The 21,615-nt window shown below is 40.7% G+C and carries 17 protein-coding genes; 5 read left to right on the plus strand and 12 right to left on the minus strand.

The window, feature by feature from the left end; translation table 11 throughout:
* Positions 1-35 precede the first annotated feature (35 nt).
* Positions 36-1,061, minus strand: coding sequence for an arabinan endo-1,5-alpha-L-arabinosidase (locus tag ACMZOO_RS06520; protein WP_440905899.1), 1,026 nt, complete (start codon positions 1,059-1,061; stop codon positions 36-38).
* A gap of 279 nt (positions 1,062-1,340) precedes the next feature.
* Here ACMZOO_RS06520 and ACMZOO_RS06525 point away from each other — a divergent pair, with 279 nt between their 5' ends.
* Complete coding sequence (locus ACMZOO_RS06525; RefSeq protein WP_440905900.1) at positions 1,341-2,321, plus strand: glycoside hydrolase family 43 protein; 981 nt, start codon at positions 1,341-1,343, stop codon at positions 2,319-2,321.
* A 209-nt stretch (positions 2,322-2,530) separates the two neighbouring features.
* On the opposite strand, the gene recA is transcribed toward ACMZOO_RS06525, so the two are convergent.
* The 3 genes from recA to ACMZOO_RS06540 form a co-directional block, all read right to left on the minus strand.
* Positions 2,531-3,580 carry a recombinase RecA gene (recA, locus tag ACMZOO_RS06530; protein WP_016954307.1) on the minus strand — a complete coding sequence of 350 codons (1,050 nt, stop codon included), beginning with the start codon at positions 3,578-3,580 and terminating at the stop codon, positions 2,531-2,533.
* Positions 3,581-3,739: 159 nt separating this feature from the next.
* A complete protein-coding gene (locus ACMZOO_RS06535; RefSeq protein WP_440905901.1) occupies positions 3,740-4,552 on the minus strand; it encodes a hypothetical protein in 813 nt (270 codons plus the stop codon).
* A gap of 273 nt (positions 4,553-4,825) precedes the next feature.
* Positions 4,826-5,323, minus strand: coding sequence for a CinA family protein (locus ACMZOO_RS06540; protein WP_440905902.1), 498 nt, complete (start codon positions 5,321-5,323; stop codon positions 4,826-4,828).
* A gap of 34 nt (positions 5,324-5,357) precedes the next feature.
* Here ACMZOO_RS06540 and mutS point away from each other — a divergent pair, with 34 nt between their 5' ends.
* The 3 genes from mutS to ACMZOO_RS06555 all read left to right on the plus strand — a co-directional run bounded on the left by mutS (position 5,358) and on the right by ACMZOO_RS06555 (position 9,379).
* Positions 5,358-7,973 carry a DNA mismatch repair protein MutS gene (gene mutS / locus ACMZOO_RS06545; RefSeq protein WP_440905903.1) on the plus strand — a complete coding sequence of 872 codons (2,616 nt, stop codon included), beginning with the start codon at positions 5,358-5,360 and terminating at the stop codon, positions 7,971-7,973.
* Between the two features lie 54 nt (positions 7,974-8,027).
* Positions 8,028-8,891, plus strand: coding sequence for a bifunctional methylenetetrahydrofolate dehydrogenase/methenyltetrahydrofolate cyclohydrolase FolD (gene folD / locus ACMZOO_RS06550; protein WP_440905904.1), 864 nt, complete (start codon positions 8,028-8,030; stop codon positions 8,889-8,891).
* 149 nt (positions 8,892-9,040) lie between these two features.
* The gene (locus ACMZOO_RS06555) at positions 9,041-9,379 is read left to right on the plus strand and encodes a zinc ribbon domain-containing protein YjdM (RefSeq protein WP_440905905.1); all 339 of its coding nucleotides are present in this window, start codon (positions 9,041-9,043) and stop codon (positions 9,377-9,379) included.
* 346 nt (positions 9,380-9,725) lie between these two features.
* Here the strand turns inward: ACMZOO_RS06555 and ACMZOO_RS06560 are convergent, their stop codons facing one another.
* The 7 genes from ACMZOO_RS06560 to pdsR form a co-directional block, all read right to left on the minus strand.
* Entirely contained in the window at positions 9,726-11,276 is a 1,551-nt protein-coding gene (locus ACMZOO_RS06560) for a cyclic nucleotide-binding domain-containing protein (protein WP_440905906.1), read from the minus strand.
* An 81-nt stretch (positions 11,277-11,357) separates the two neighbouring features.
* Positions 11,358-12,080 (minus strand): hypothetical protein, encoded by a 723-nt coding sequence (locus tag ACMZOO_RS06565; protein WP_440905907.1) that lies wholly within the window; start codon positions 12,078-12,080, stop codon positions 11,358-11,360.
* A 66-nt stretch (positions 12,081-12,146) separates the two neighbouring features.
* Positions 12,147-12,947, minus strand: coding sequence for a nucleoside triphosphate pyrophosphohydrolase (gene mazG / locus ACMZOO_RS06570; protein ID WP_440905908.1), 801 nt, complete (start codon positions 12,945-12,947; stop codon positions 12,147-12,149).
* The gene (gene relA / locus ACMZOO_RS06575; protein WP_440905909.1) at positions 12,947-15,145 is read right to left on the minus strand and encodes a GTP diphosphokinase; all 2,199 of its coding nucleotides are present in this window, start codon (positions 15,143-15,145) and stop codon (positions 12,947-12,949) included. Before relA ends, mazG begins: the two co-directional genes overlap by 1 nt.
* An 11-nt stretch (positions 15,146-15,156) precedes the next feature.
* Positions 15,157-16,485, minus strand: coding sequence for a 23S rRNA (uracil(1939)-C(5))-methyltransferase RlmD (rlmD, locus tag ACMZOO_RS06580; RefSeq protein WP_440905910.1), 1,329 nt, complete (start codon positions 16,483-16,485; stop codon positions 15,157-15,159).
* 61 nt (positions 16,486-16,546) lie between these two features.
* Complete coding sequence (gene pdsS, locus ACMZOO_RS06585) at positions 16,547-18,715, minus strand: proteobacterial dedicated sortase system histidine kinase (RefSeq protein WP_440905911.1); 2,169 nt, start codon at positions 18,713-18,715, stop codon at positions 16,547-16,549.
* Positions 18,716-18,717: 2 nt separating this feature from the next.
* Positions 18,718-19,419 carry a proteobacterial dedicated sortase system response regulator gene (pdsR, locus tag ACMZOO_RS06590; protein ID WP_440905912.1) on the minus strand — a complete coding sequence of 234 codons (702 nt, stop codon included), beginning with the start codon at positions 19,417-19,419 and terminating at the stop codon, positions 18,718-18,720.
* A 229-nt stretch (positions 19,420-19,648) separates the two neighbouring features.
* Here pdsR and pdsO point away from each other — a divergent pair, with 229 nt between their 5' ends.
* Positions 19,649-20,416, plus strand: coding sequence for a sortase-associated OmpA-like protein PdsO (gene pdsO / locus ACMZOO_RS06595; protein ID WP_440905913.1), 768 nt, complete (start codon positions 19,649-19,651; stop codon positions 20,414-20,416).
* 444 nt (positions 20,417-20,860) lie between these two features.
* On the opposite strand, the gene ACMZOO_RS06600 is transcribed toward pdsO, so the two are convergent.
* The gene (locus tag ACMZOO_RS06600; protein ID WP_440905914.1) at positions 20,861-21,355 is read right to left on the minus strand and encodes an REP-associated tyrosine transposase; all 495 of its coding nucleotides are present in this window, start codon (positions 21,353-21,355) and stop codon (positions 20,861-20,863) included.
* Positions 21,356-21,615 lie beyond the last annotated feature (260 nt).

The raw sequence follows: 21,615 nt of genomic DNA on the forward strand, positions 1-21,615 counted from the left end.
TAAATACGGTTTAGATAAAACGACTTAGGGTAAAACTACTTAATTAAGTTACTTTTGTATTTAACGATATCGTTTGGCTTAACAGTTGGCCAACCATCTTGTGACCACTGCACATCAACAATTTTAAGTTTAGGCCAGCCTTTTTCATTCGCGTCATAAGCGTGAAATACAATTTTAGTTTCATCACCTACGTGATAAATACTGTTGTGGCCTAAGCCATACCAGTTTTTATCACCTTGAATAACGATTGTGCCGCCACCTAAATGCATGGCTTTGCCTTCTTTATCTAAATAAGGACCTGTTACAGATTTAGAACGACCAACAACCACTTTGTAGGTACTTTCTTCAGCGCGGCAACAAAAATCCCAAGAAACAAATTGATAGTAGTATTCACCGTGTTTGAAAATAAATGGCGCTTCAATCGCACCTGGATAAGCTAGGTGATCTTCTACAAAAATTGAGCGTTCGCGTTTGGCAGTGCTATGCCAAATTTGCGGCTCTGCTGGTTTTAATAAATCTTCAGTTAACTTGAACATTTTAATACCAGACCAGAATGAGCCAAAAGACATCCAAGTATCGCCTTGTTCATCTTTAATAATCGCTGGGTCTATCGCATTCCATAAATCACGATGCGGGTACGAGCGCACTACAATGCCGTGATCTGTCCATTTATAATGCGGTGATGCTGGGTCTAAACTTTTAGTGGTCACCACACCAATAGCTGAAGTATTTTTGCCGAATGCAGAAACTGAGTAGTACAAATAGAAAGTATCATTGGCAAAATAGATGTCTGGTGCCCACATATGGCCGTCAAAGGTAGGGTTTACATCTTTAGTCCAAGCTGGAGATTCTTTAAACACTGAGCCGTGTGATTTCCAATTTTTTAAATCTGTAGATTCATAAAAACTAACGCCTAACCCCGTAGTGAATAGATAAAATTTGTCTTTCACTTGGATCATAACTGGATCATGCGCGATCACTTCTTGAGCATTTAAGTTTTTACCCAAGACTAGGCTAGACAAGAGCACCGAAAAACAATATAGCCAGATTCGCGTTTTCATAAACCACCTTCTAAAATATGAAATCAATAACACTAAAGTAAAGACCAATTCAGTGTTAATTCAAACTTAAATTCCAACTAACTTGGGTACAAATCAGTTTCGAAAAATAATAGCATACTTTTTCACAAATGCTATAGTATTACGATATGCTATTTAAAATTTTCTTAACAAAGGTGAAATGAGGTAGATATGAAAATGGCTAAAAGCTATGGTAAACAAATGCTTCAATCAGCACAGTTTGCACTGTTTGGTGTAGCAGGACTGTTAATAGGATGCAATATGAGTTTAAACGCAGCAGAAACCACAACAAATGCAGATGGTAAAATTGTTTACAACAATCCAATTGTAGAACAAAGAGCCGATCCTTGGATTTACAAAGACACAGACGGTACTTACTACTTTATTGGTAGCCACCCTGAGTACAATCAAATTGTTTTACGCTCGGCAAAAACCATTAATGGGTTAAAAGACGCAACCGAAAAAGTGTTGTGGCGTAAACACGCATCAGGCCCTATGAGTAAACATATTTGGGCACCTGAGCTACATAAAGTTGATGGCAAATGGTACATCCATTTTGCTGCTTCTCGCGCTGAAGATATTTGGCACATCAGCATGTATGCGTTAGTTAACGATAGTGCAAATCCAATGGAAGGTAGCTGGCGTGAAGCGGGTCAAGTTGAAAGTGGTTGGGAAAACTTTGCACTTGATGCAACTAGCTTTGAACACAAAGGCAAACGTTATTTAATTTGGGCTCAAGCGGATAAAGAACGTACTTACAACAGTGCGCTATGGATGGCTGAAATGACAGGACCTACTTCGATTGATACAGACAATGTTATCCAATTAACTAAACCAGAATTGCCCTGGGAAACTGTTACTTACAAAGTAAATGAAGGTGCTGCGGTATTAATTCGCAACGGTAAAGTATTTGTTACATATTCAGCCAGCGCAACTGACCATAACTACACTATGGGTTTATTATGGGCTGACGCAGATGCTGATTTAATGGATAAAAGTTCTTGGAACAAATCACAAGAGCCAGTATTTTCAACTAACGAAGCCGTTAAACGTTATGGCCCAGGTCACAACAGCTTTACAGTTGCAGAAGATGGCAAAACCGACGTGTTAATTTACCACGCTCGTACTTATAAAGAATTAATCGGTAACCCATTAACAGATCCTAACCGTGACGCACGCGCTCGCGTAATTACTTGGGACGAAAATGGCTTCCCGGTATTCGGTCAAGAATTAGCTGACTAATAGCCTAGCAGTTTATTAGTTTTAAGTGCCGCTCTGGCGGCATTTAAATTTTTGCCATAATACAAACTGCATAAAACAAAAACGCCGCACTCTAATAAAGAGTGCGGCGTTTTTTATTCTGCTGTCAGTGCCATATCAAATCCACTTAAAGCACCTGAAGGGCAAGACTACAATCTCGCATCTTCAAGTATCAAGCAGCTTGGGTATCTTTATTCGTCCGTAGCTTCTGCAGCAGCTTTATCTTCAACTGCGTTAGCTGCATCTTTTTTCGAAGGTAATAATAAGCGTTGACGTAAAATACCTTCAACTTCTTGTGCCATGTCTAAATTCTCTTGTAAGAATTTAATACAGTTAGCTTTACCTTGACCAATACGATTGCCATTGTAGCTGTACCAAGCACCTGATTTGTCGATTAAACCTTCTTTAACACCTAGGTCTAATAACTCACCTTCTTTAGAAATACCTTGGCCGTACATAATTTGGAAATCAGCTTGTCTAAATGGTGGAGCAACTTTGTTTTTAACCACTTTAACACGCGTTTCACTACCCGTTACTTCATCACCTTCTTTCACGGCACCAGTACGACGAATATCTAAACGCACAGAAGCATAGAATTTAAGTGCATTACCACCAGTTGTGGTTTCAGGGTTACCGAACATAACACCTATCTTCATACGAATTTGGTTAATGAAGATACAAAGGGTATTTGATTTCTTAATGTTCGCTGTTAATTTACGCAAAGCTTGCGACATTAAACGCGCTTGCAAACCAACGTGTGCATCACCCATTTCGCCTTCAATTTCAGCTTTTGGTGTTAATGCAGCTACCGAGTCAACTATGATTACATCTACTGCACTTGAGCGCACTAACATGTCAGCAATTTCTAATGCTTGCTCACCAGTATCAGGTTGAGAAACTAATAATTCGTCGATATTTACGCCAAGTTTTTCTGCGTATACTGGGTCAAGTGCATGCTCAGCATCGATAAAGGCACAAGTTTTACCTTTTTTCTGCGCTTCTGCGATTGTTTGTAACGTTAGTGTTGTTTTACCAGATGATTCAGGACCGAAGATTTCAACAACACGACCACATGGCAAACCACCTATACCTAGCGCAATATCTAAGCTTAGTGAACCAGTTGAAATACTTTCAATGTCCAATGCTGAGTTGTCACCCAACTTCATGATCGAACCTTTACCAAATTGGCGCTCGATTTGTCCTAATGCTGCACTAAGGGCTTTTTGTTTGCTGTCGCTCATTTAAGAAATCTCCGACTAGGTATTCGTTAAGTTGGGTTTAAGTATACTGGTTACTCATACAGTATCAAGTTTTTTGTTGGAAATTTTTTGCGGGGTGTTTGTTGATGGGTGCAATGGTCAGATGGAAACAATCGCTTTGTCGACATTTGCAACTAGGCACTAATAATATTCAGCGTGAAAACTATAAATTTCTTGCCGATAATGTCTGGGTTGTATCGCATGCCTAAGCCGAGTTTTGTAACCTATAGACCTTAAGTAGTTTGGAATATAACAATGTGACCACCACCCTTTACCGCTCAGGTCTAACCCTTTGATTGGGGATAAATCTATTTCACAGGCAGTCATACTACATTTCACATACAGAATATCTAAATGAGGACATGTACTCGCAACCCACTTTGATAAGTGTTTTGTTAATTGCATTGCTCGGTGATCTTCAAAGTTACCCTGAAAAAACAAACTGTCGTACCAAGCTCTTGGCACAGTTGGAAATTTCAAATATACAGGGCTGATAGGAAAATTAGTTGCAGAATAATCTTTGTTTGTAGGGGGGCGGTCTTTTAAACCAGGTACTTCTCGTAGCATAAATTCAGGGACGTCTTTAAGCCGGGCAAGAGCTTGTTCTAGCGGGACGTCAACAAGCTCTTTTGTCACCATTGCTTTATGGCGCTCTTGCTGTAAAAAGGCTTCAATACTCATGGCATCATCGTCAACGAATGCTTTTTCTTCCGTCGCTGGCTCATGCTGCTTATTCAAATGCTGGTTATGGTTAGCTTTGTGCTCAGTAGAAGCGTCTGTCGGATGTTTCGATTTCTCTTTTACTGGCGAGTTAGCAAGGGTTGTTTCAGTATTATTGACACTAAAATCGTGAATCAGAGGTTTGTTTATTGGTTCAGCATTAGGATAGAGGGCGACCAATAAACCAATGATACAAACTAGAACCACACACAATAGTGGTTTAAACACTGTCATTGATATTCCCTCTTAAACATTAATGATATTAAGACGCTACCGAGTATTCCCACCCAGCATAGTTTGGCAATTAACTTTAAAAGTTTTGAGCTCCAAAAACCAATTACTCAGCGATAACATTGGTAAAAAGTTCGTCAGCAATAACTTAGAGCAAAATTTCTTTTTCATGGATGAAAAAGCGAAGCGTACAGGGATTGTATTCACAGCGGTTTTGCGAAAGTTATGCTGTCGTGCTTTTGAGCATATTGCACATAACCACTCAGCGACTTGTTATCACTCGGTTTTATCCAACAAAACTTCAATTTTTTCCAATGCATATAAAATAGCCTGCTGCCGAACTGCCGCTCTATCACCATCAAATACTTTATGTTCACACAACGCACCTTGCCCTTTAATTTGCCAAGCAAAATGCACTAAACCTACAGGTTTAGTATCGGTTGCCCCACCCGGCCCAGCAATACCACTAGTGGTTACCGCAATATCAGCCCCAGAGTTTTGCAACACACCGGCAGCCATTTCCGCAACCACTTGCTCACTCACAGCACCATACTTTTCTAAAGTATCAGCGGCCACGCCTAGACAATTTTCTTTGGCTAAATTACTGTAAGTCACCCAACTTTGGGTAAAATAGGCAGAACTTCCGGCGATTTCGGTTAAAGCATAAGCAATCCCACCGCCAGTACATGATTCAGCGGTTGCAATGGTTAGCCCTTTCCGCGTTAAAATAGCGCCACAGTTTTCAGCGGCTTGAAGAATTTCAGTCCAATACATGCTCGGCAAATCTCAAATCAGGTAAAAATTACAAATGAGTACAGATATTTATTCAGAACAAAGTTTGAGTCAACACACACCTATGATGCAACAATACCTGAAAATAAAAGCAGAGTATAAAGACATCTTAGTGTTTTACCGTATGGGTGACTTTTACGAACTCTTCTTTGATGATGCAAAAAAAGCATCAGAATTAATAGATATCTCACTCACCCACAGAGGCAAAACCGCAGGTAAACCCATTCCAATGTCGGGTGTGCCTTATCATGCGGTTGATACCTATTTAGCTAAATTAGTTGCTTTGGGTGAATCAGTAGCTATATGTGAACAAATTGGCGATCCAGCCACCAGCAAAGGGCCTGTTGAACGCCAAGTTGTGCGGGTATTAACACCTGCAACTATTACCGAAGAATCCTTATTAGATGAGCGTCGCGATAATATTTTAATGGCCTTGTGTGAAGTGCAATCACCTTGGCAAAAACAATTGATGTTTGGTGTAGCCACTTTAGACATTACTTCAGGTCGTTTTGAAGTAGCTGAACTAGATTCATCAGAAGCGTTACAAGCTTTTTTACAGCAAACTCGCCCAGCAGAATTATTGTACCCAGATAACTTTGCCAACTTAACTTTGTTAGACGAAGTGACCGCGAGTAAACGCCGCCCAGAATGGGACTTTGAAGCAGACACAGCTTTTCGTCAGCTAACTAAACAATTCAATACCAAAGATTTATCCGGTTTTGGCATTAGCGATAAACACGCAGCTATAGGTGCGGCTGGCGCAATTTTGCAATATGTCAAAGACACGCAAAAAGCGGCAGTACCACATTTACGTGGCTTAAAGGTTATTCGCCTGACCGATAACTTATTTTTAGATGCAATTTCAATTCGTAATTTAGAGTTAAGCCAAAGCTTATCTGGCGCGCGTGGGCAAAGTTTATTGTCGGTACTCGACCAAACGGCCACACCTATGGCCAGCCGTTTATTACAACGCTGGATAGTTCACCCAATTCGCGATTTAACTCGCTTAAATCAACGCCAAGATGTGATTGAAAGCATTTTAAATTCGGGGATTTATACTGAGCTTAGACATCAACTCAAACAAGTGGGTGATATAGAGCGCATTATCTCGCGCATTGCTCTGCGCTCAGCACGTCCTCGCGATTTTTCACGTTTACGTAATGCACTAACAATAGTGCCTGATATTCAATTTTTATTAGCCGATTCTGGCGAAAACCGATTGCAAGAATACGGCAAACAAATACAGGCATTTGATGATTTATCTGAATTATTAAACCGCGCAATTGTTGAAAACCCACCTGTAGTTGTGCGTGACGGTGGCGTGTTAGCCGAAGGTTATAACGCTGAATTAGATGAGTTACGTAGATTAAGTGCTGGTGCACAAAGCATTTTAGAGCAAATTGAAATTCGTGAGCGTGAGCGCACCGGTTTAAATACGCTAAAAGTTGGTTATAACAAGGTTCACGGCTTTTTTATTGAGATTAGCCGAGCACAAGCAGCACAAGCACCGGTTGAATATACCCGTAGACAAACACTTAAAAACGCTGAACGTTTTATTACCCCAGAGCTAAAAGAGTTAGAAGACAAGGTATTAACCGCACAAAGCAAAGCACTTGCGCTTGAAAAACAATTGTACGAACAGTTGTTTGATATTTTTGCGCCGCAAGTCAGTGCACTGCAAAATACCTCTGATTTAATCGCTCGGTTAGATGTATTAAATAACTTAGCTGAGCGCGCAGAAACACTTAATTATTGTCGACCACAATTCAGTGACAAAGCGGGTATCCATATCAGTGGTGGCCGCCATCCAGTTGTTGAAGTTTTATCGTCAGAGCCTTTTATCGCTAACCCTGTTGAGTTAAACGAACAACGCCGAATGTTAGTCATTACTGGGCCAAACATGGGGGGTAAATCTACTTATATGCGCCAAACGGCATTAATTGCTTTGATGGCCTATATAGGTAGTTTTGTCCCTGCTGATCAAGTAGTTGTTGGACCAATTGATAGAATATTTACTCGTATTGGTGCTTCTGACGATCTTGCCAGTGGCCGCTCTACTTTTATGGTGGAAATGACAGAAACCGCCAATATCCTCAACAATGCCACTGAATACAGCTTGGTATTAATGGATGAAATAGGCCGTGGTACCAGCACATACGATGGTTTATCCCTTGCTTGGGCATGTGCCGATAACTTAGCGCGTAAACTAAAAGCTTTTACTTTATTCGCCACCCATTATTTTGAAATGACTCAATTAACCGAGCAATTACCGACAGTTGCTAATGTGCATTTAGATGCGATTGAACATGGTGATAGCATTACCTTTATGCATGCAGTGCAAGAAGGCGCGGCTAATCGCTCATTTGGATTACAGGTTGCATCACTTGCAGGTGTTCCAAAAAATGTGATTCAGCAAGCAAAAACTAAGCTGCATGAACTTGAAAACAAACCTGCTTTACAAGCTGGAACACAAGGTGCAGATACCAATACAGCGTCATCAACTAGCAACCAAGTGGATTGGTTAACCGCCAAACATCCATTGGCAGAAATGATGGCTGACTGCGACCCAGATAGTATGACACCAAGGCAAGCTTTAGACTTTTTATATTTGTTAAAACAACAAGCTGATTAATCTTAAATTTCATGCGACAATACGCGCAGATAAATAGACAGAGATAGGCAATCAATGACAGCGCAAATAATTGACGGTAAAAGTATCGCTTTAAACATACGAGCAGAAGTAAAAGAAGCAGTGGACGCTCGTATTGCCGCCGGTAAAAGAGCACCGGGTTTGGCAGTTATTTTAGTGGGTGCTGATCCGGCTTCACAAGTATACGTAGCAAACAAACGCAACGCTTGTGAACATGTTGGTTTTGTTAGTAAATCATACGACTTACCAGCAACCACCACTCAAGAAGAATTATTAGCTAAGGTTGATCAATTAAATCAAGATGATGAAATTGACGGCATTTTGGTGCAACTCCCTCTACCAGCAGGTTTAGATGCCACTCAAGTTATTGAGCGCATTGCACCTGAAAAAGACGTTGATGGTTTCCACCCATACAACATCGGCCGTTTAGCCCAACGCATCCCTGTTTTACGCCCTTGCACACCATTTGGTATCACCAAATTAATTGAAAGCACAGGCCAAGATGTAACTGGTATGGAAGCTGTAATTGTTGGTGCATCTAATATTGTTGGTCGCCCTATGGCATTAGAATTACTGCTGGCTGGTTGTACAACTACAATCACCCACAGATTCACTAAAGATTTAGAAAGCCATGTACGCCGCGCTGATTTATTAGTTGTTGCTGTTGGAAAACCTGAATTTATCCCAGGTGATTGGATTAAGCCAGGCGCCTTGGTGATAGATGTAGGTATTAACCGTTTAAGCACAGGTAAATTAGTCGGTGACGTTGAATATGCAGTTGCTGCAGATAAAGCAAGTTATATTACCCCTGTACCAGGTGGTGTTGGCCCTATGACAGTTGCTACGCTTATTTCTAATACGTTAGAAGCCTGTGAAGCACGCGAAGCCGCTACTGAATAAGTTTAATAATTTGCCCTAAACTGGGTAAATTTTTTAGTTTTATGGCGTTGTTGATTAAAAATCACAACGCCATTTTTATTTACCCTGATTCTGGGTTAATTATTAACTGCCAATTCTGAGCACTTAGTTTTAAATTATTAGGATTTTTTATGTCAGATACTTTGCCACCTTGCCCTAAGTGCGGCTCTGAATACACTTACCAAGATCAATCTTTATATATTTGCCCTGAATGCGCGAATGAATGGTCGGATTCTGATCCTGTTGCTGAGGAAGGTTTAGTGGTTAAAGATGTGCATGGCAATGTTTTGCAAGACGGCGACCAAGTTACTTTAATTAAAGATTTAAAAGTTAAAGGCTCGTCGTCTGTTGCGAAAATTGGCACTAAGGTGAAAATTAATCGTTTGGTTGATGGCGACCATAACATTGATTGTAAAATTGATGGCATAGGTCAGATGATGCTTAAATCTGAGTTTGTGAAAAAAGCTTAGGACGTCTAGATAAAGTAGTGCTTCAAGTGGTGCATCTGAATGGCCACTCGAAGCATAATTTTCTAAAAACGCTGTACACCGCCCATGGTCGCTCCCGTAAAACGTCCCTGTTTTACGAAGTTTTAGAAAATCAGCATTTGAGTAGCCATTCTCTAGCTTTGCAATGGCTGCTGAAACAATACAGCACGTACATTGTCTAGAAGGTATATGGGTGTGTTGCGAGCAAAACTTCAAAAGATAGGGATATCTTTTGCGAGCGACCCACGGACGGGCTTGAAGCGCTTTTGTGAGTAATTCCCCATATAACTTCCCTTCCATGCCACCGGATTAAATCGCGCTTTCGTATCTACTCATAATCCCTATAGTCCGTTAAGCCAAAAAACGAGGTGATTTTATCTAACATATGCACAGATGCCTGAGTAACCCGCTCATTATGCGACTCCTCATCCAACTGCTCTTTAACTGACTGAGTTTCAACTTCACGCGCAGCCAAAATAGACGAAATTTCCTCCGCCATAGCTGGCCTATCATGCAATACTTTTTGAAATGCATCGCGGAACAAGCGATAACACTTAACATCAGATACAGCCACCACAGTCGCACTGCGCGGCTCGCCCGTCATTAACCCCATTTCACCATAAAAGGTTGGAGCCGACATTTCAGTTACTTTGCGTTTGTGCCCACGAACACTCACCCAAACTTCCACCTCACCTTCAGTCATAATATACAACCAATGAGCTTTGTCATTTTGCACCATGATGTTTTCGCCTTTAGAGTACAACACCGGCTGTAAGCTCTTAGCAAGTTGCGCATATTCCTTGGCTGTTAATGCATTTAAAAACTCAACTTGTTTCAAGGCATCAATGCGGTTTTCCATTTCACTGCGCGCTTTGCGCTCGCGTCTTTCGTTATTGTCTTTCTCAACAAAAATTTGCGCAGCTGGGATCGCCATAGGAATTTTAGCGCGCTGCAACGCTGCATATAAACGTCGGCGTACTAAAGAATTGGTTGGGTCGTCTTCTTGTAAATCGGTTAACCAATAGCGAATAGCATAAATGGCGTAACTGTTGTGATGCTCTTTGGCAAAGTCATAACATATACAGTTAGGTTTGGGATAAGGCGACATGTTTGGAATAATAGGTGGCGCTTGAATGGCTTTTTCAACCGTCTCGATAACAAACGAAGGGTTAAACCGAAAATCGACAGCAAAATACACCCACATTCTATGCTGACGAGATTCCCCTTCACGTTTACCCAAAATCATAATATTCGCAGCCAATAATGATGAATTAGGCACAATTAGCGTATCCCAATCACGCGTTTCCAATACAGTGTGTCGCCAACGAATCTCTTGTACTCGCCCCTGTTTGCCATTTTCAAGTTGGATCCAATCACCAATACGAATTGATCTATCCAATTGCAGTGCCAAACCACCTATTACATTACCCAAAGTAGCTTGCAAACCTATCGCAAGAATTGCAGTAATTACCGCTGAAGTTGCTGCAATACTTGTAGTATCGACATCAAAATTTTTCAGCGTCACTATCAATAAGATGATGATAGATATGCCTAAAAAGAGCTCAGTCACCAACGAAGGTAAATTATGGCCGAGTTTGGGTAGGATAAGCTTAAAAACTAAAATTGAGAAAATTTCGACTATGGTTAACCAACCAAGTAAAAAACTAAGGTTCTCTGTTGTATCAACAGCAGTTGAGGTTTCAAGTTCAAGGCCAATCGCTAAATGATAACCTGCGACTGAGAATAGATAAGACAAACAGAAAAAAGCAACACGGCGGATTCGACTATTATTGCCAGGGGCAAGGTTACGCACCGAAGCTGCGCTTACTAGAAATAATAAGGTTAAAACTGTTGCACTAATCCAATTGGTAAAAATCATAAATACTTAAAATTATTATTCAGTAACTTTAAGCATAGACGATGATTTACATAAAAGTGTCACAAACCACTGCAATTTATATCAGTTAGCTGCTTGGCTTTGTTCCAATTCTTGTTGATATTGTTTGTCACGCTCGTCAACATAATCAACATAAACTTCAACTTGGTTAAAAGCTGGCATTTGTTCAAACCAAGCTTTGGCGGCCAGATAATCTTGATTGAATATTTTACCAATAAACTCATCTGCGACTTCGTTGGGTAAACGCTGAAACTCAGCTAGCTCAAGTATATTTGCGGTCGCTGATGCCGAGTTTAATTGGTATAAACCTAAAGCTAAATGAAGATCTAACTTTCTAACAAAGTCCGCAGGTAACAATTCACCTAGTAGCTGTACGTAGTGTTCAGGGTAAACTTTAACAACCCGATAAAGGATTTTTTGTTGAATTGAGCCGTCAGTAACCGCTTTTTTGCCCGCAAAGGCATATTTAAACAATTGCTGTGGATTAGCATCTAACCATTCGTCCGCGTAACGTTCGAATGGTTCATCTTGCTCTGCATCGTTTAAATGCAATAAACGCTGCCATGAATAGAGTTTCGGCATGCCCTCAGACAAACGCTCTTGGATATACATCAGCTTAGGGTCAACCTTTCCAGAAGGTGAGTTCGAAACTGTTTGCTCTTGCTGTTGTTTATCTTTTTTTTCTTTGTCTTTATCTTTGTTTTTTTCGAACAGCATAGGTTCGATTATTTTGTAACTAACAGCTAAAAACACCGCAAGAAATATCAAGGTATGGAGTTTTGGCACTTTTTTACCCTAAAAGAATAAACTTGTAGAATAACAATAGTTGAAAAAGCCAGTTAGATCAAAAGATTAATTAGTCTGTTTCACCTTTTGCCACAGGCTTTCCATTTGCTCTAATGTCAATTCTTCTACTGGCTGTTGAAATGTTTCTAATGCGAGTAATTCAACTTGGCGGAAACGCTTTTCAAACTTTTGATTGGCTTTACGCAAAGTTGTTTCAGGGTCGAGTTTTAATTGACGATTAACATTGACCAAAGCAAACATTAAATCACCGAGTTCTTCTGCCGCTTTTTCTTGTTGATTAGCGGCTATTTCAACTTCTAATTCAACAATTTCTTCTTTTACTTTGGCGATAGTTTGGGTTATTTCTGGCCAGTCAAACCCTACAGTTGCGCAACGTTTTTGCAGTTTGTTGGCGCGCGACAACGCAGGTAAGTTATTAGGAACATCATCTAATACACTGTTGTGGTTGCTTGATGATTTTTCTGCGCGCTCTTTGGCTTTTTCTTTTTCCCAGTTTGCTTTTATTTCAGCATCAGTTGCTAAATTAGCATCGCCAAATACATGCGGATGACGGCGAACTAACTTTTTACAGATGCCATCAACCACCTGCGGGAAATCAAACAAAGCTTGTTCTTTGCCAAGCTGGCTATAAAAGATCACCTGAAAGAGCAAATCACCTAATTCATATTTCAGCTCAGTAAAATCTTGCCGCTCAATTGTGTCAGCTACTTCGTACGCTTCTTCTAATGTGTGCGAGACAATAGATGCAAAAGTCTGTTTAAGATCCCACGGACAACCCGTTTCTGGCGTACGTAGTGCCTGCATAATGGCTTGCAGGTCTTCAATGTTGTAAAAGTCTTTGTGCATTAAGATTTTAACCGCGTTGCTTCAAATATACCCGGTAACTGGCTAATTTTAGATAGCAACTTAGTTAAGCTGTCGACATGCGGCACCGACATATCTATGTCTATTGCCGCTTCTTGTTTGCTTTCATCAGAATGACTGCGCACACCAAGTACATAAGCTTTCTCATTAGCCAAAATAGTAGTAATGTCGCGCAATAAACCTGACCTATCTTCAGCAATTACTCTTACTGTTACACGATAGCCTTGCGAGCCTGAGCCGCCCCACTCTACATCAACTGCACGTTCAGGATGTTGCTCCAACATTTGCGCAAGTTGGTCACAATCGCTTCTGTGTACCGACACACCTTTACCATGAGTGATATAACCTGAAACCACATCCCCTTTGACTGGTTCACAACATTTCGCCATATAAGTTAATAGGTTACCTACACCTTGGACTATTATGCCTTGTGCATTGGCTTCTTTTGGCGGCGTCGCTTCAAGTTTACTTAATAAGCGCTCATCAATGTCGTTTTTAGCTTTTTGCTGTTTGCTTTGAATAAAGTTAATGATTTGGCTAGGGTTAACATCACCTCCGCCCACTGCAGCTAACAAGTCGTCTAAGCTGTGCATATTAAAGCGGCTAATTGCAGGTTCGGCGTCCGCTAAGGTTAAACCTGAACGTTTTAATTCAGCTTCTAAGACCTCGCGACCTTCGTGTAAATTCTTCTCTTTATCTTGCTGTTTAAACCAATGATGTGCTTTAGCGCGTGCTCGGCTCGACTTGAGATAACCTAAACTTGGGTTTAGCCAATCGCGTTTAGGATTTGGCTCCTTGCCGGTGAGAATTTCAATTTGATCGCCATTTTGTAAAACATAACTAAATGGCACAATTCGACCGGATATTTTAGCGCCTATGCAACAATGGCCAACATTACTGTGAATGTAATAAGCAAAATCGAGTGGAGTACTACCCTGTGGTAAATCAACTACATCACCTTTAGGCGTGAACACATAAACCCTGTCTTCAAACACTTGGCTACGCAGCTCTTCGAGCATATCACCATTGCCATTAACGTCTTCTTGCCATTGCAATAATTTGCGCAACCAGTTTATTTTTTCTTGGTAACCGTCTTCTTTGCCATTGGCTGTGCCTTCTTTGTAGCGCCAGTGCGCTGCCACACCCAATTCTGATTCTTCATGCATTTGGTGGGTGCGAATTTGCACTTCAACAGGTTTACCTTTTGGACCGATAACAACTGTGTGGATAGACTGATAACCATTGGGTTTAGGTGCAGAGATATAATCGTCAAACTCTTTTGAAAGTGGACGCCATTTACTGTGCACTATGCCCATAGCTTGATAACAATCTAATTTGCTATCTAATAAAATACGTACAGCTCGAATATCAAATAAGCGTTCAAAAGATAAATCTTTGTTTTGCATCTTTTTATAGATGCTATAAATGTGTTTAGGTCGACCAAACACTTCGCCTTTAATATTGTGTTCAGCTAATGCTTCACGCACTTCACGAACAAATTGACGAATATAACTGGCTCTGTCTTTGCGTTTTTCGTCCAACATACTGGCAATTTTTTTATACATTTCAGGATGTTGGTAACGAAAACAATAATCTTCAATTTCCCATTTTATTTGACCTATGCCTAACCTGTTAGCTAGCGGTGCATAAATGGTTGCCGCTTCTTTCGCAGCTAATACACGAGTTTCTTCATCAGCGTTTTTGGCTAATCGCAATTCAATAATACATACGGCAAGTTTAATCACCACAGCGCGAACATCTTCAACCATAGCTAATAACATACGGCGAATGTTATCCACTTGGTCTGATGACAATTCACCGCGTTTTTGATGGTGTAAAATTCGAATAGCCGCCATTTGTTCAATACCGTGAACTAGGTCATAAACGGTTTTCGAGAAGGTGGAAACAATGGCTTGTTCGCTAATGAGTTTGCGTTGCCAGTATGGGTACAACATGGCCGCGACTAGTGTTTCGCTGTCCATATTTAAAGTAGAGAGTATTTCAACTAATTCACGTGAAATACTTAACATCAAAGGGCTAGGATCAAGCTCTTCTAACAACACATAACAAGTTTCAACCGCGTGTTTGCGCGTTTCTTCAGAAAACTCAATTGAGTCTATCCATTCTGAAAACGCTATAAATTTATTATCTTTATCGTGCGATTGCCGTACTGAAACCATAATAACTACCGTTAAACTCGTTTAAACAAAGCCATTGTTTCTACATGTGCTGTATGTGGAAACATATCCACCAGAGCTATTTTGTCTATTTGATAACCAGCATCATATAAAAATTGGCTGTCCCTCACCAGTGAATTTGCATCACAAGCAATATACAAAACTGAATCTGCTTGCCAGTTTTTTGCCTGTTGGCATGCTAATACTGCGCCATCTCTGGAAGGATCGAGCAGAATTTTATCATAGTCCCCCCAATTAATCTGTTTAAGCTCAGTTTCGTCGGCTAAATTTTTTGCGATAAACTGGCAATTATTGATTTGATTAGACTCAGCGTTTTGCTGTGCGCGCTCAACTGCAGATTCGCTGCCTTCGATGCCAGTAACAGATTGAGATAGTTTACTGATAGGTAAAGAGAAGTTGCCGCTACCACAGAATAAATCGAGTACCTTGTCTTGTGACTGCACGGATAACCAATTAATTGCTTGCTCGACCATTTGTTGATTCATTTGATGGTTAACTTGAATAAAATCAGCTAACTGAAAGTGCATCTTTAGACCCATAATTGGGTAACTAAGTTCCCTTGTTGCACCATCTAGTGGCAAGGCGGGCATAGAGCCAGTTTGCAAATAAAACACACAAGCATATTGCTGTGAAAATTGTTTTAATTGGTTTAAATCAGCTTGCGATAAAGGCTCGGCAATACGTAATAAGACAATAGACAAGTCATCTATTTGATGAAGTTCAACATGCTGAATCAGCTTTTTATCTGCCAGCGCATCAAGTTGGCCATGTAAAGCTGGTAGAATTTTTTCAAATGCTTTTGGTGCCAACAAACATTTATCCACAGCAACTAATTTTTTACTGCGCTTTTGCCGCAAGCCGATATGTAATTTGTCTTGTTTACCTTCATACCAAGCAGCTAGGCGCACTCTGTTGCGGTAATGCAAATCATCAGCTTGTAAGTTGCGCTGCCAAGGCAAATTGTGCAATTTAACTTTGCTAAATAAACCTTCAACAAATGTTTGTTTAGCTGCTATTTGAGCTTGTGGCTGCATATGTTGCAACTGGCAACCACCACAAGTTTCCGCCCACTGGCACGGCGGCGTTTGCCTAGCGGGAGATTCAGTTAAGCATTTAATGCCTTGCGCTTGGATAAAGTGTTTTTTATCTTCCAGCACTTTGGCTTTCCATGTTTCGCCTGGCAATGTACCTTCAACAAAACAGACTTTACCTTGGTGGCGTGCCACCCCATGCCCTTGATGGTTTATCCCATCAATAGTCACTTCAATAGCTTTGGGTTGTTTAGTGTTTTTTTTATTTGTCGCGGAGAAAAGTTTAACCATAAGAAATAAGCAGCAAACTGATATTGTTTTGTAACCGAGGAGCCATAAGTATACACCTAATTTACTCAACTAACCCCATTACAAATTCAATTACCACGCCTTGTTGTGGTTGATGCTGGTTGTAGGCGCGAATTTGCCCATGGTGAAACTGGCTGACCAATCTTGCAATATACAAACCCAAACCTAGGTGGGTTTGTTGGCTATCGCTGTCGCGCACAGATACCATAGAGTTAAATAAGTTAGCTGCCATTTGCTCTGGTAATAATGGCCCTTGGTTGAAAATAGTTAATACCAGCTGTTTTTTATCGCGGACTAATTTTATTTCTATTTCACTATCAGGCTTGGCAAAATCTATCGCATTGGCGAGTATTTTTTCGAGCATTTGTACAATTAAATCTGGACTACCTATAACTTGGTAATCACTCGGCATTTCAATTAACTTAAACTGCTGATTTGGGAAAGTTTGCTGATGTGCCATCACACAACCTTGCACTACAGCAGCAAAATCGAATGGTTCTTTTTGTGCTAAATAATGCGAATGCTGAATAGCTTGTTCAAGCCGAGTTGCTTCTGTCATAGCGGCCAACATGCTATTCAGCCTTTGCATACCTTGCTCTGCACGTTGGAAAAACTCATTGCCTTTAAGTTGAGTTTGTTCAACTTTTAACGCCTCTAAGCTAGAAGCAATAATAGCAATCGGCGTTTTAAATTCATGCGACATGCGTGAAGACATGCTCTCTAAATATCTATTGTATTGGCTAAGCCTTTCAACTAAATCACTGACCGAGCGCGACAAGTCACCTATTTCATCAAACTGATTTTCTGCTTTAACTTTAGCTAAAATGCGCCCTTGAGCATCCACAGCTAAACCCAGTTGTTTTTTAAGGTTTTGAATGCGCCCAGATATTCGCAGGGCGAACAATAAAAAGATGCAGCTGCCGACCAATAACAACAACACCATTTGATTAAATAAATTTTGTAAACTTTGATTACGTAAAGTACGTATGCCATGGGTGGTTTCTTCAATAACGACCGCCCCTAATACTTGGCCATCAATATAAATAGGGTGAGCTGCCGATAAAATCACCGCAGCTTTATCTGGGGTTAACCGCCAAGCTGTATCTGCTTTGCCAATGAGTGCGTGCTTAAGCGCTTGATCGTCAATTTTGACCGCATCTTTTAGCTGATCGATAAAGTTTTTTGATGGATGAGTTAACACAGCGTCGTATATAGGCTGCAACAGAGATTGCATCTGCTGCAAAAATTTAGCTGAGGTATTGCTGGTTTGGTAAGTAGAAGTTGCCTGTTGAATATCACCACTGCGTGCCAATACTCGACCGTGTTTATCTACCACCCAAATACGTGAGTTGTGATAACTTAGCCCTTTAATAATCGCGTCTATTTCAGGCGATGGCACTAATATAGTACCGAGTTCATCTGCATTACCTATAGCACCAACTAATTCTCGAGTGTGCACATCATCAACATCAAATATGGCAAAACCTACTTTTGCGCCAACCCAGCTAATAGGTAATCTCAATTCAAGATCATAACCTTGCACTGTATTGCGCCAATAACCTTGCACTTGTTTTTCTGGTAATTCAGCTCGGTTGTTTTCATCAACAGCAAAAGCATTGACCCATTGGCCTGTTTGCAGATTTTGTTGGCTAGTATTGTTCGCGGCAAAAATATATCTTTGTAAGCCTGTGTCGGGTTTAAAAATGGAGATTTGTAGATAGTCGTTTTTATCGACCGCATAACTGTTGTTTGGCCGGAGTACCACAGCATCATCTTTGACTGAGATAGCTAAATATAAATGTTGCTGATACTGCCCCACTTTTTGGCTAAAACTGAGTGATGAAGTTTGCGTGTCGGAAAATGCAGCTAATCTATGTGCGTGATTATAGTTTTGTTGATACTTATCTAAACTCGCCCATTCGTTCAATTGTCCGTCTAACTTTACCGGAACTGGCAAAGCATAAGCATATAAGTCTCGAGTTGGGATAACTTGTTGTTGGTAGGCGGCTGATTGATCAAACAATGCAGGACGCTCATGCAAAGCGGTTGCAACTGCTTTGGCAGTGCCAAGCATAGTTTGCTCTTGCCCAGCACGTAAAAAATGTTCCATTTCAGAGACGTATTGATATCCCAGCAATGGCAGCAACAACATACTGCTAGACAACAGTAGTAGTTTGCTTTTTAGCGAAAAGAGTTTTTTAAATAACCTCAACTTTAAAGTTTCCAACGGTAACCCATGCCATAGACGGTTTCTATATGTTGAAAGTGAGCATCGAGCTGTTCAAACTTACGCCGTATACGTTTGATATGCGAAGTTATGGTTGTATCGTCTACCACCATGTGTGCATCTTGCATCAATTGGCTGCGATTACGCACATGCCCTGGGTGTTTAACCAAACTATGTAACATCCAAAATTCAGTGACAGTGAGTTCAAGCATAGTGTTTTGCCAGCTGACTTGCATTTTATCCAAATCGATATTCAAGTCGCCTAACTCTATACCTTTGTTTTGCTGTTGTTCAAAAGATTGATTAAGCGCCTGCATACGTCTAAACAAAGCATTAATTCGCGCAGTTAAATGCACTAAACTTATATTTTTATTTAAATAATCATCAGCACCTATACGCAAACCTGTAATGGTGTCTATATCAGAATCACGCGCAGTTAAAAACATAATTGCCACTTGTTGCGAGCGACTACGCAACCATTGGCACAGGGTAAAACCACCTTCGTATTCGTCTTTTAGCCCTATATCAATAATGGCTAACTGAGGCATTTTGTCGGCCAAACCTTTTTCAGCGGCAGGCCTGTCAGCATAACAATCCACTAAATAACCATGTTGGCGCAACAAGCTGGCGTAGTTGTCTCGCAGCGCTGCTTCATCCTCAATTATCGCAATATGTTTTTTAACTGACATGGTATGCCTTTAACTAGCTTTGTTTGTGATGTTTTAACAGCAATATACCCTATGCAATTGCTGAAACAAGCTCGCGTGCACAATTGCCATATTGTTGCCACAATTGTTCAGCAGATTGCCATTTGTGACCGACCAGAAAAACAGATTGTTTGTGTTTAATAGATTCCAGATACAGGAGAGCTTGGTTCCTGTGTTTTAGCTTTTAATTTAATGATTCTGGAGAAACACAATGAAATTTTTTAAACCTTCTATTTTAGCTTTATCTTTAATTACAGTTACTTCGACCGCTGCTGCCAACGACACTTTCGAACAATGGCAAAGTCAATTTAAACAAAAAGTAGAACATGCGCAGGAGAAAATGGCTGAGCCGGAAAACATTGGTTTGTTGTCGGGCGGTAGCTTAGGGTTAATGACAGGTGGGCCGCTTGGCGCTGTTGTCGGCGCAGTTATCGGCGGTTTAATTGGTCATAGCCATGAGCAACAAACAGAGATAGAGCAAGTGAGTTTAGCCAGTGCAGAACATCAACAAAAAGCAGCGCAATTGAGCCAACACCTGCAGCAACAGCAGCGCCAGCAGCAAATTCAGTTACAACAGGTATCACAACAAATTGATATGTTGGCCACACCATTCACTCAAGGGCGCAGCTTAAATTTAACCATTTTATTTAAAACAGGTTCAAGTGAATTAACCGAAGATTATCGCCAGCAATTAGTGGGTATCAGCCGCTTGTTAACCGCTATGCCTGATTTACAAATTCAGCTAACTGGTTTTGCCGATCAAAGAGGTGGCGCAAATTATAATCGCCAGTTATCGAATAAACGCGCTGAAACTGTTGCTGTGTTTTTGCAAAAAATGGGCATAGACGAACAACGCATTAGTTTTTCAGCTCAGGGAGAACAAGCACATTTACAAGATGACTTGGAGAGTAACTTTTTTCAGCGAAAAGTGGATATCACCATCGCCAAAAGCCCAGCCCAAGTTGTTATGGTTCAGTAGTCGGGAGTTTTTTATGTAGGTTGCAGCTGTTGTGGTGGCGCTTCAAAATTGCGTCACCACAACGGCGTAGGTTTAAGTTTCCCACACAGAAACGCTGTAAACCCATCCCTGGGCGCTCTGACTTTTCATCCATGAAAAGTAGGTTCTGTGTCGGAAAACCCAAACCCAGTCCAAACATTTGTATCGCTTCATTATAATCCTGCAGACCACACCGACACGCAGGTTGAGATTTTCTCGCAATATCAATGCAAAACAAAAGTAGATGAGAATGCTGATTTTCTAAAACTTCACAAGATAGGGATATCTTGTGAGAGCGACCATGGACGGTGTACAGCGTTTTTAGAAAATTATGCTTCTCGGTTGCTTGTTAGCACTTACTCAAAGCGCCTAATTGCAACATATAGCAATAAACTTGTTGGAACCAACGCAGTGAATCCCAACAAATCAACATCCCCAATTTTCATTCACCCAACCTAATTTAATATACTTGTGAATACTCGAATAAGGCCAATCGGCTGGTGACGACACATAACCATGCTTTACCGGGTTGTTATGAATATATGCAACATGCTTTTGTAAATCGTCTTCATCACGAATTAAATGTTCCCAATAACGTCGTTGCCAAATACCACGTTCACCTTTTTTCATTCGGCTTTGGCTAATTGATTCTCCCTTTTCAATATACCGAGAGAAATTAACTTTAAGTTGACGCCACCTTTGAGCAAAGTCACTATCATCCGCAGGTAATTGCCATATCACATGCATGTGGTCGGGCAACACTACAGCTGCGATTGTTTTGACCGGTCTAGTAACAATCATTTTTCGATAGCTAGATCGCAATAATTGAATATTATCCGTTAACAAGGGTTTATCGCGTTCAGCTAAATTTACAGTGAAAAAATAGCACCCGCCTTGGACAAAATGTCGTCGATAATGCATTGTAAAATTCCTTTTTAATTTATCCATTGCATTGTTGGGATTCACTTCGTTCGTCCCAACCTACATAAAACGCCTCATAACCCAAGCAATATCAATGAACAATAAGAGTAGGCGAGAATGCTGATTTTCTAAAACTTCACAAGATAGGGATATCTTGTGTGAGCGACCATGGACGGTGTAAAGCGTTTTTAGAAAATTATGCTTCTCGGCTGCTTGATTGCACGAACTCCTAGCGCCCACTGCAACATACCCATGTTGGG

Source organism: Catenovulum sp. SX2, from assembly GCF_052056295.1.
Lineage (GTDB): Bacteria > Pseudomonadota > Gammaproteobacteria > Enterobacterales > Alteromonadaceae > Catenovulum.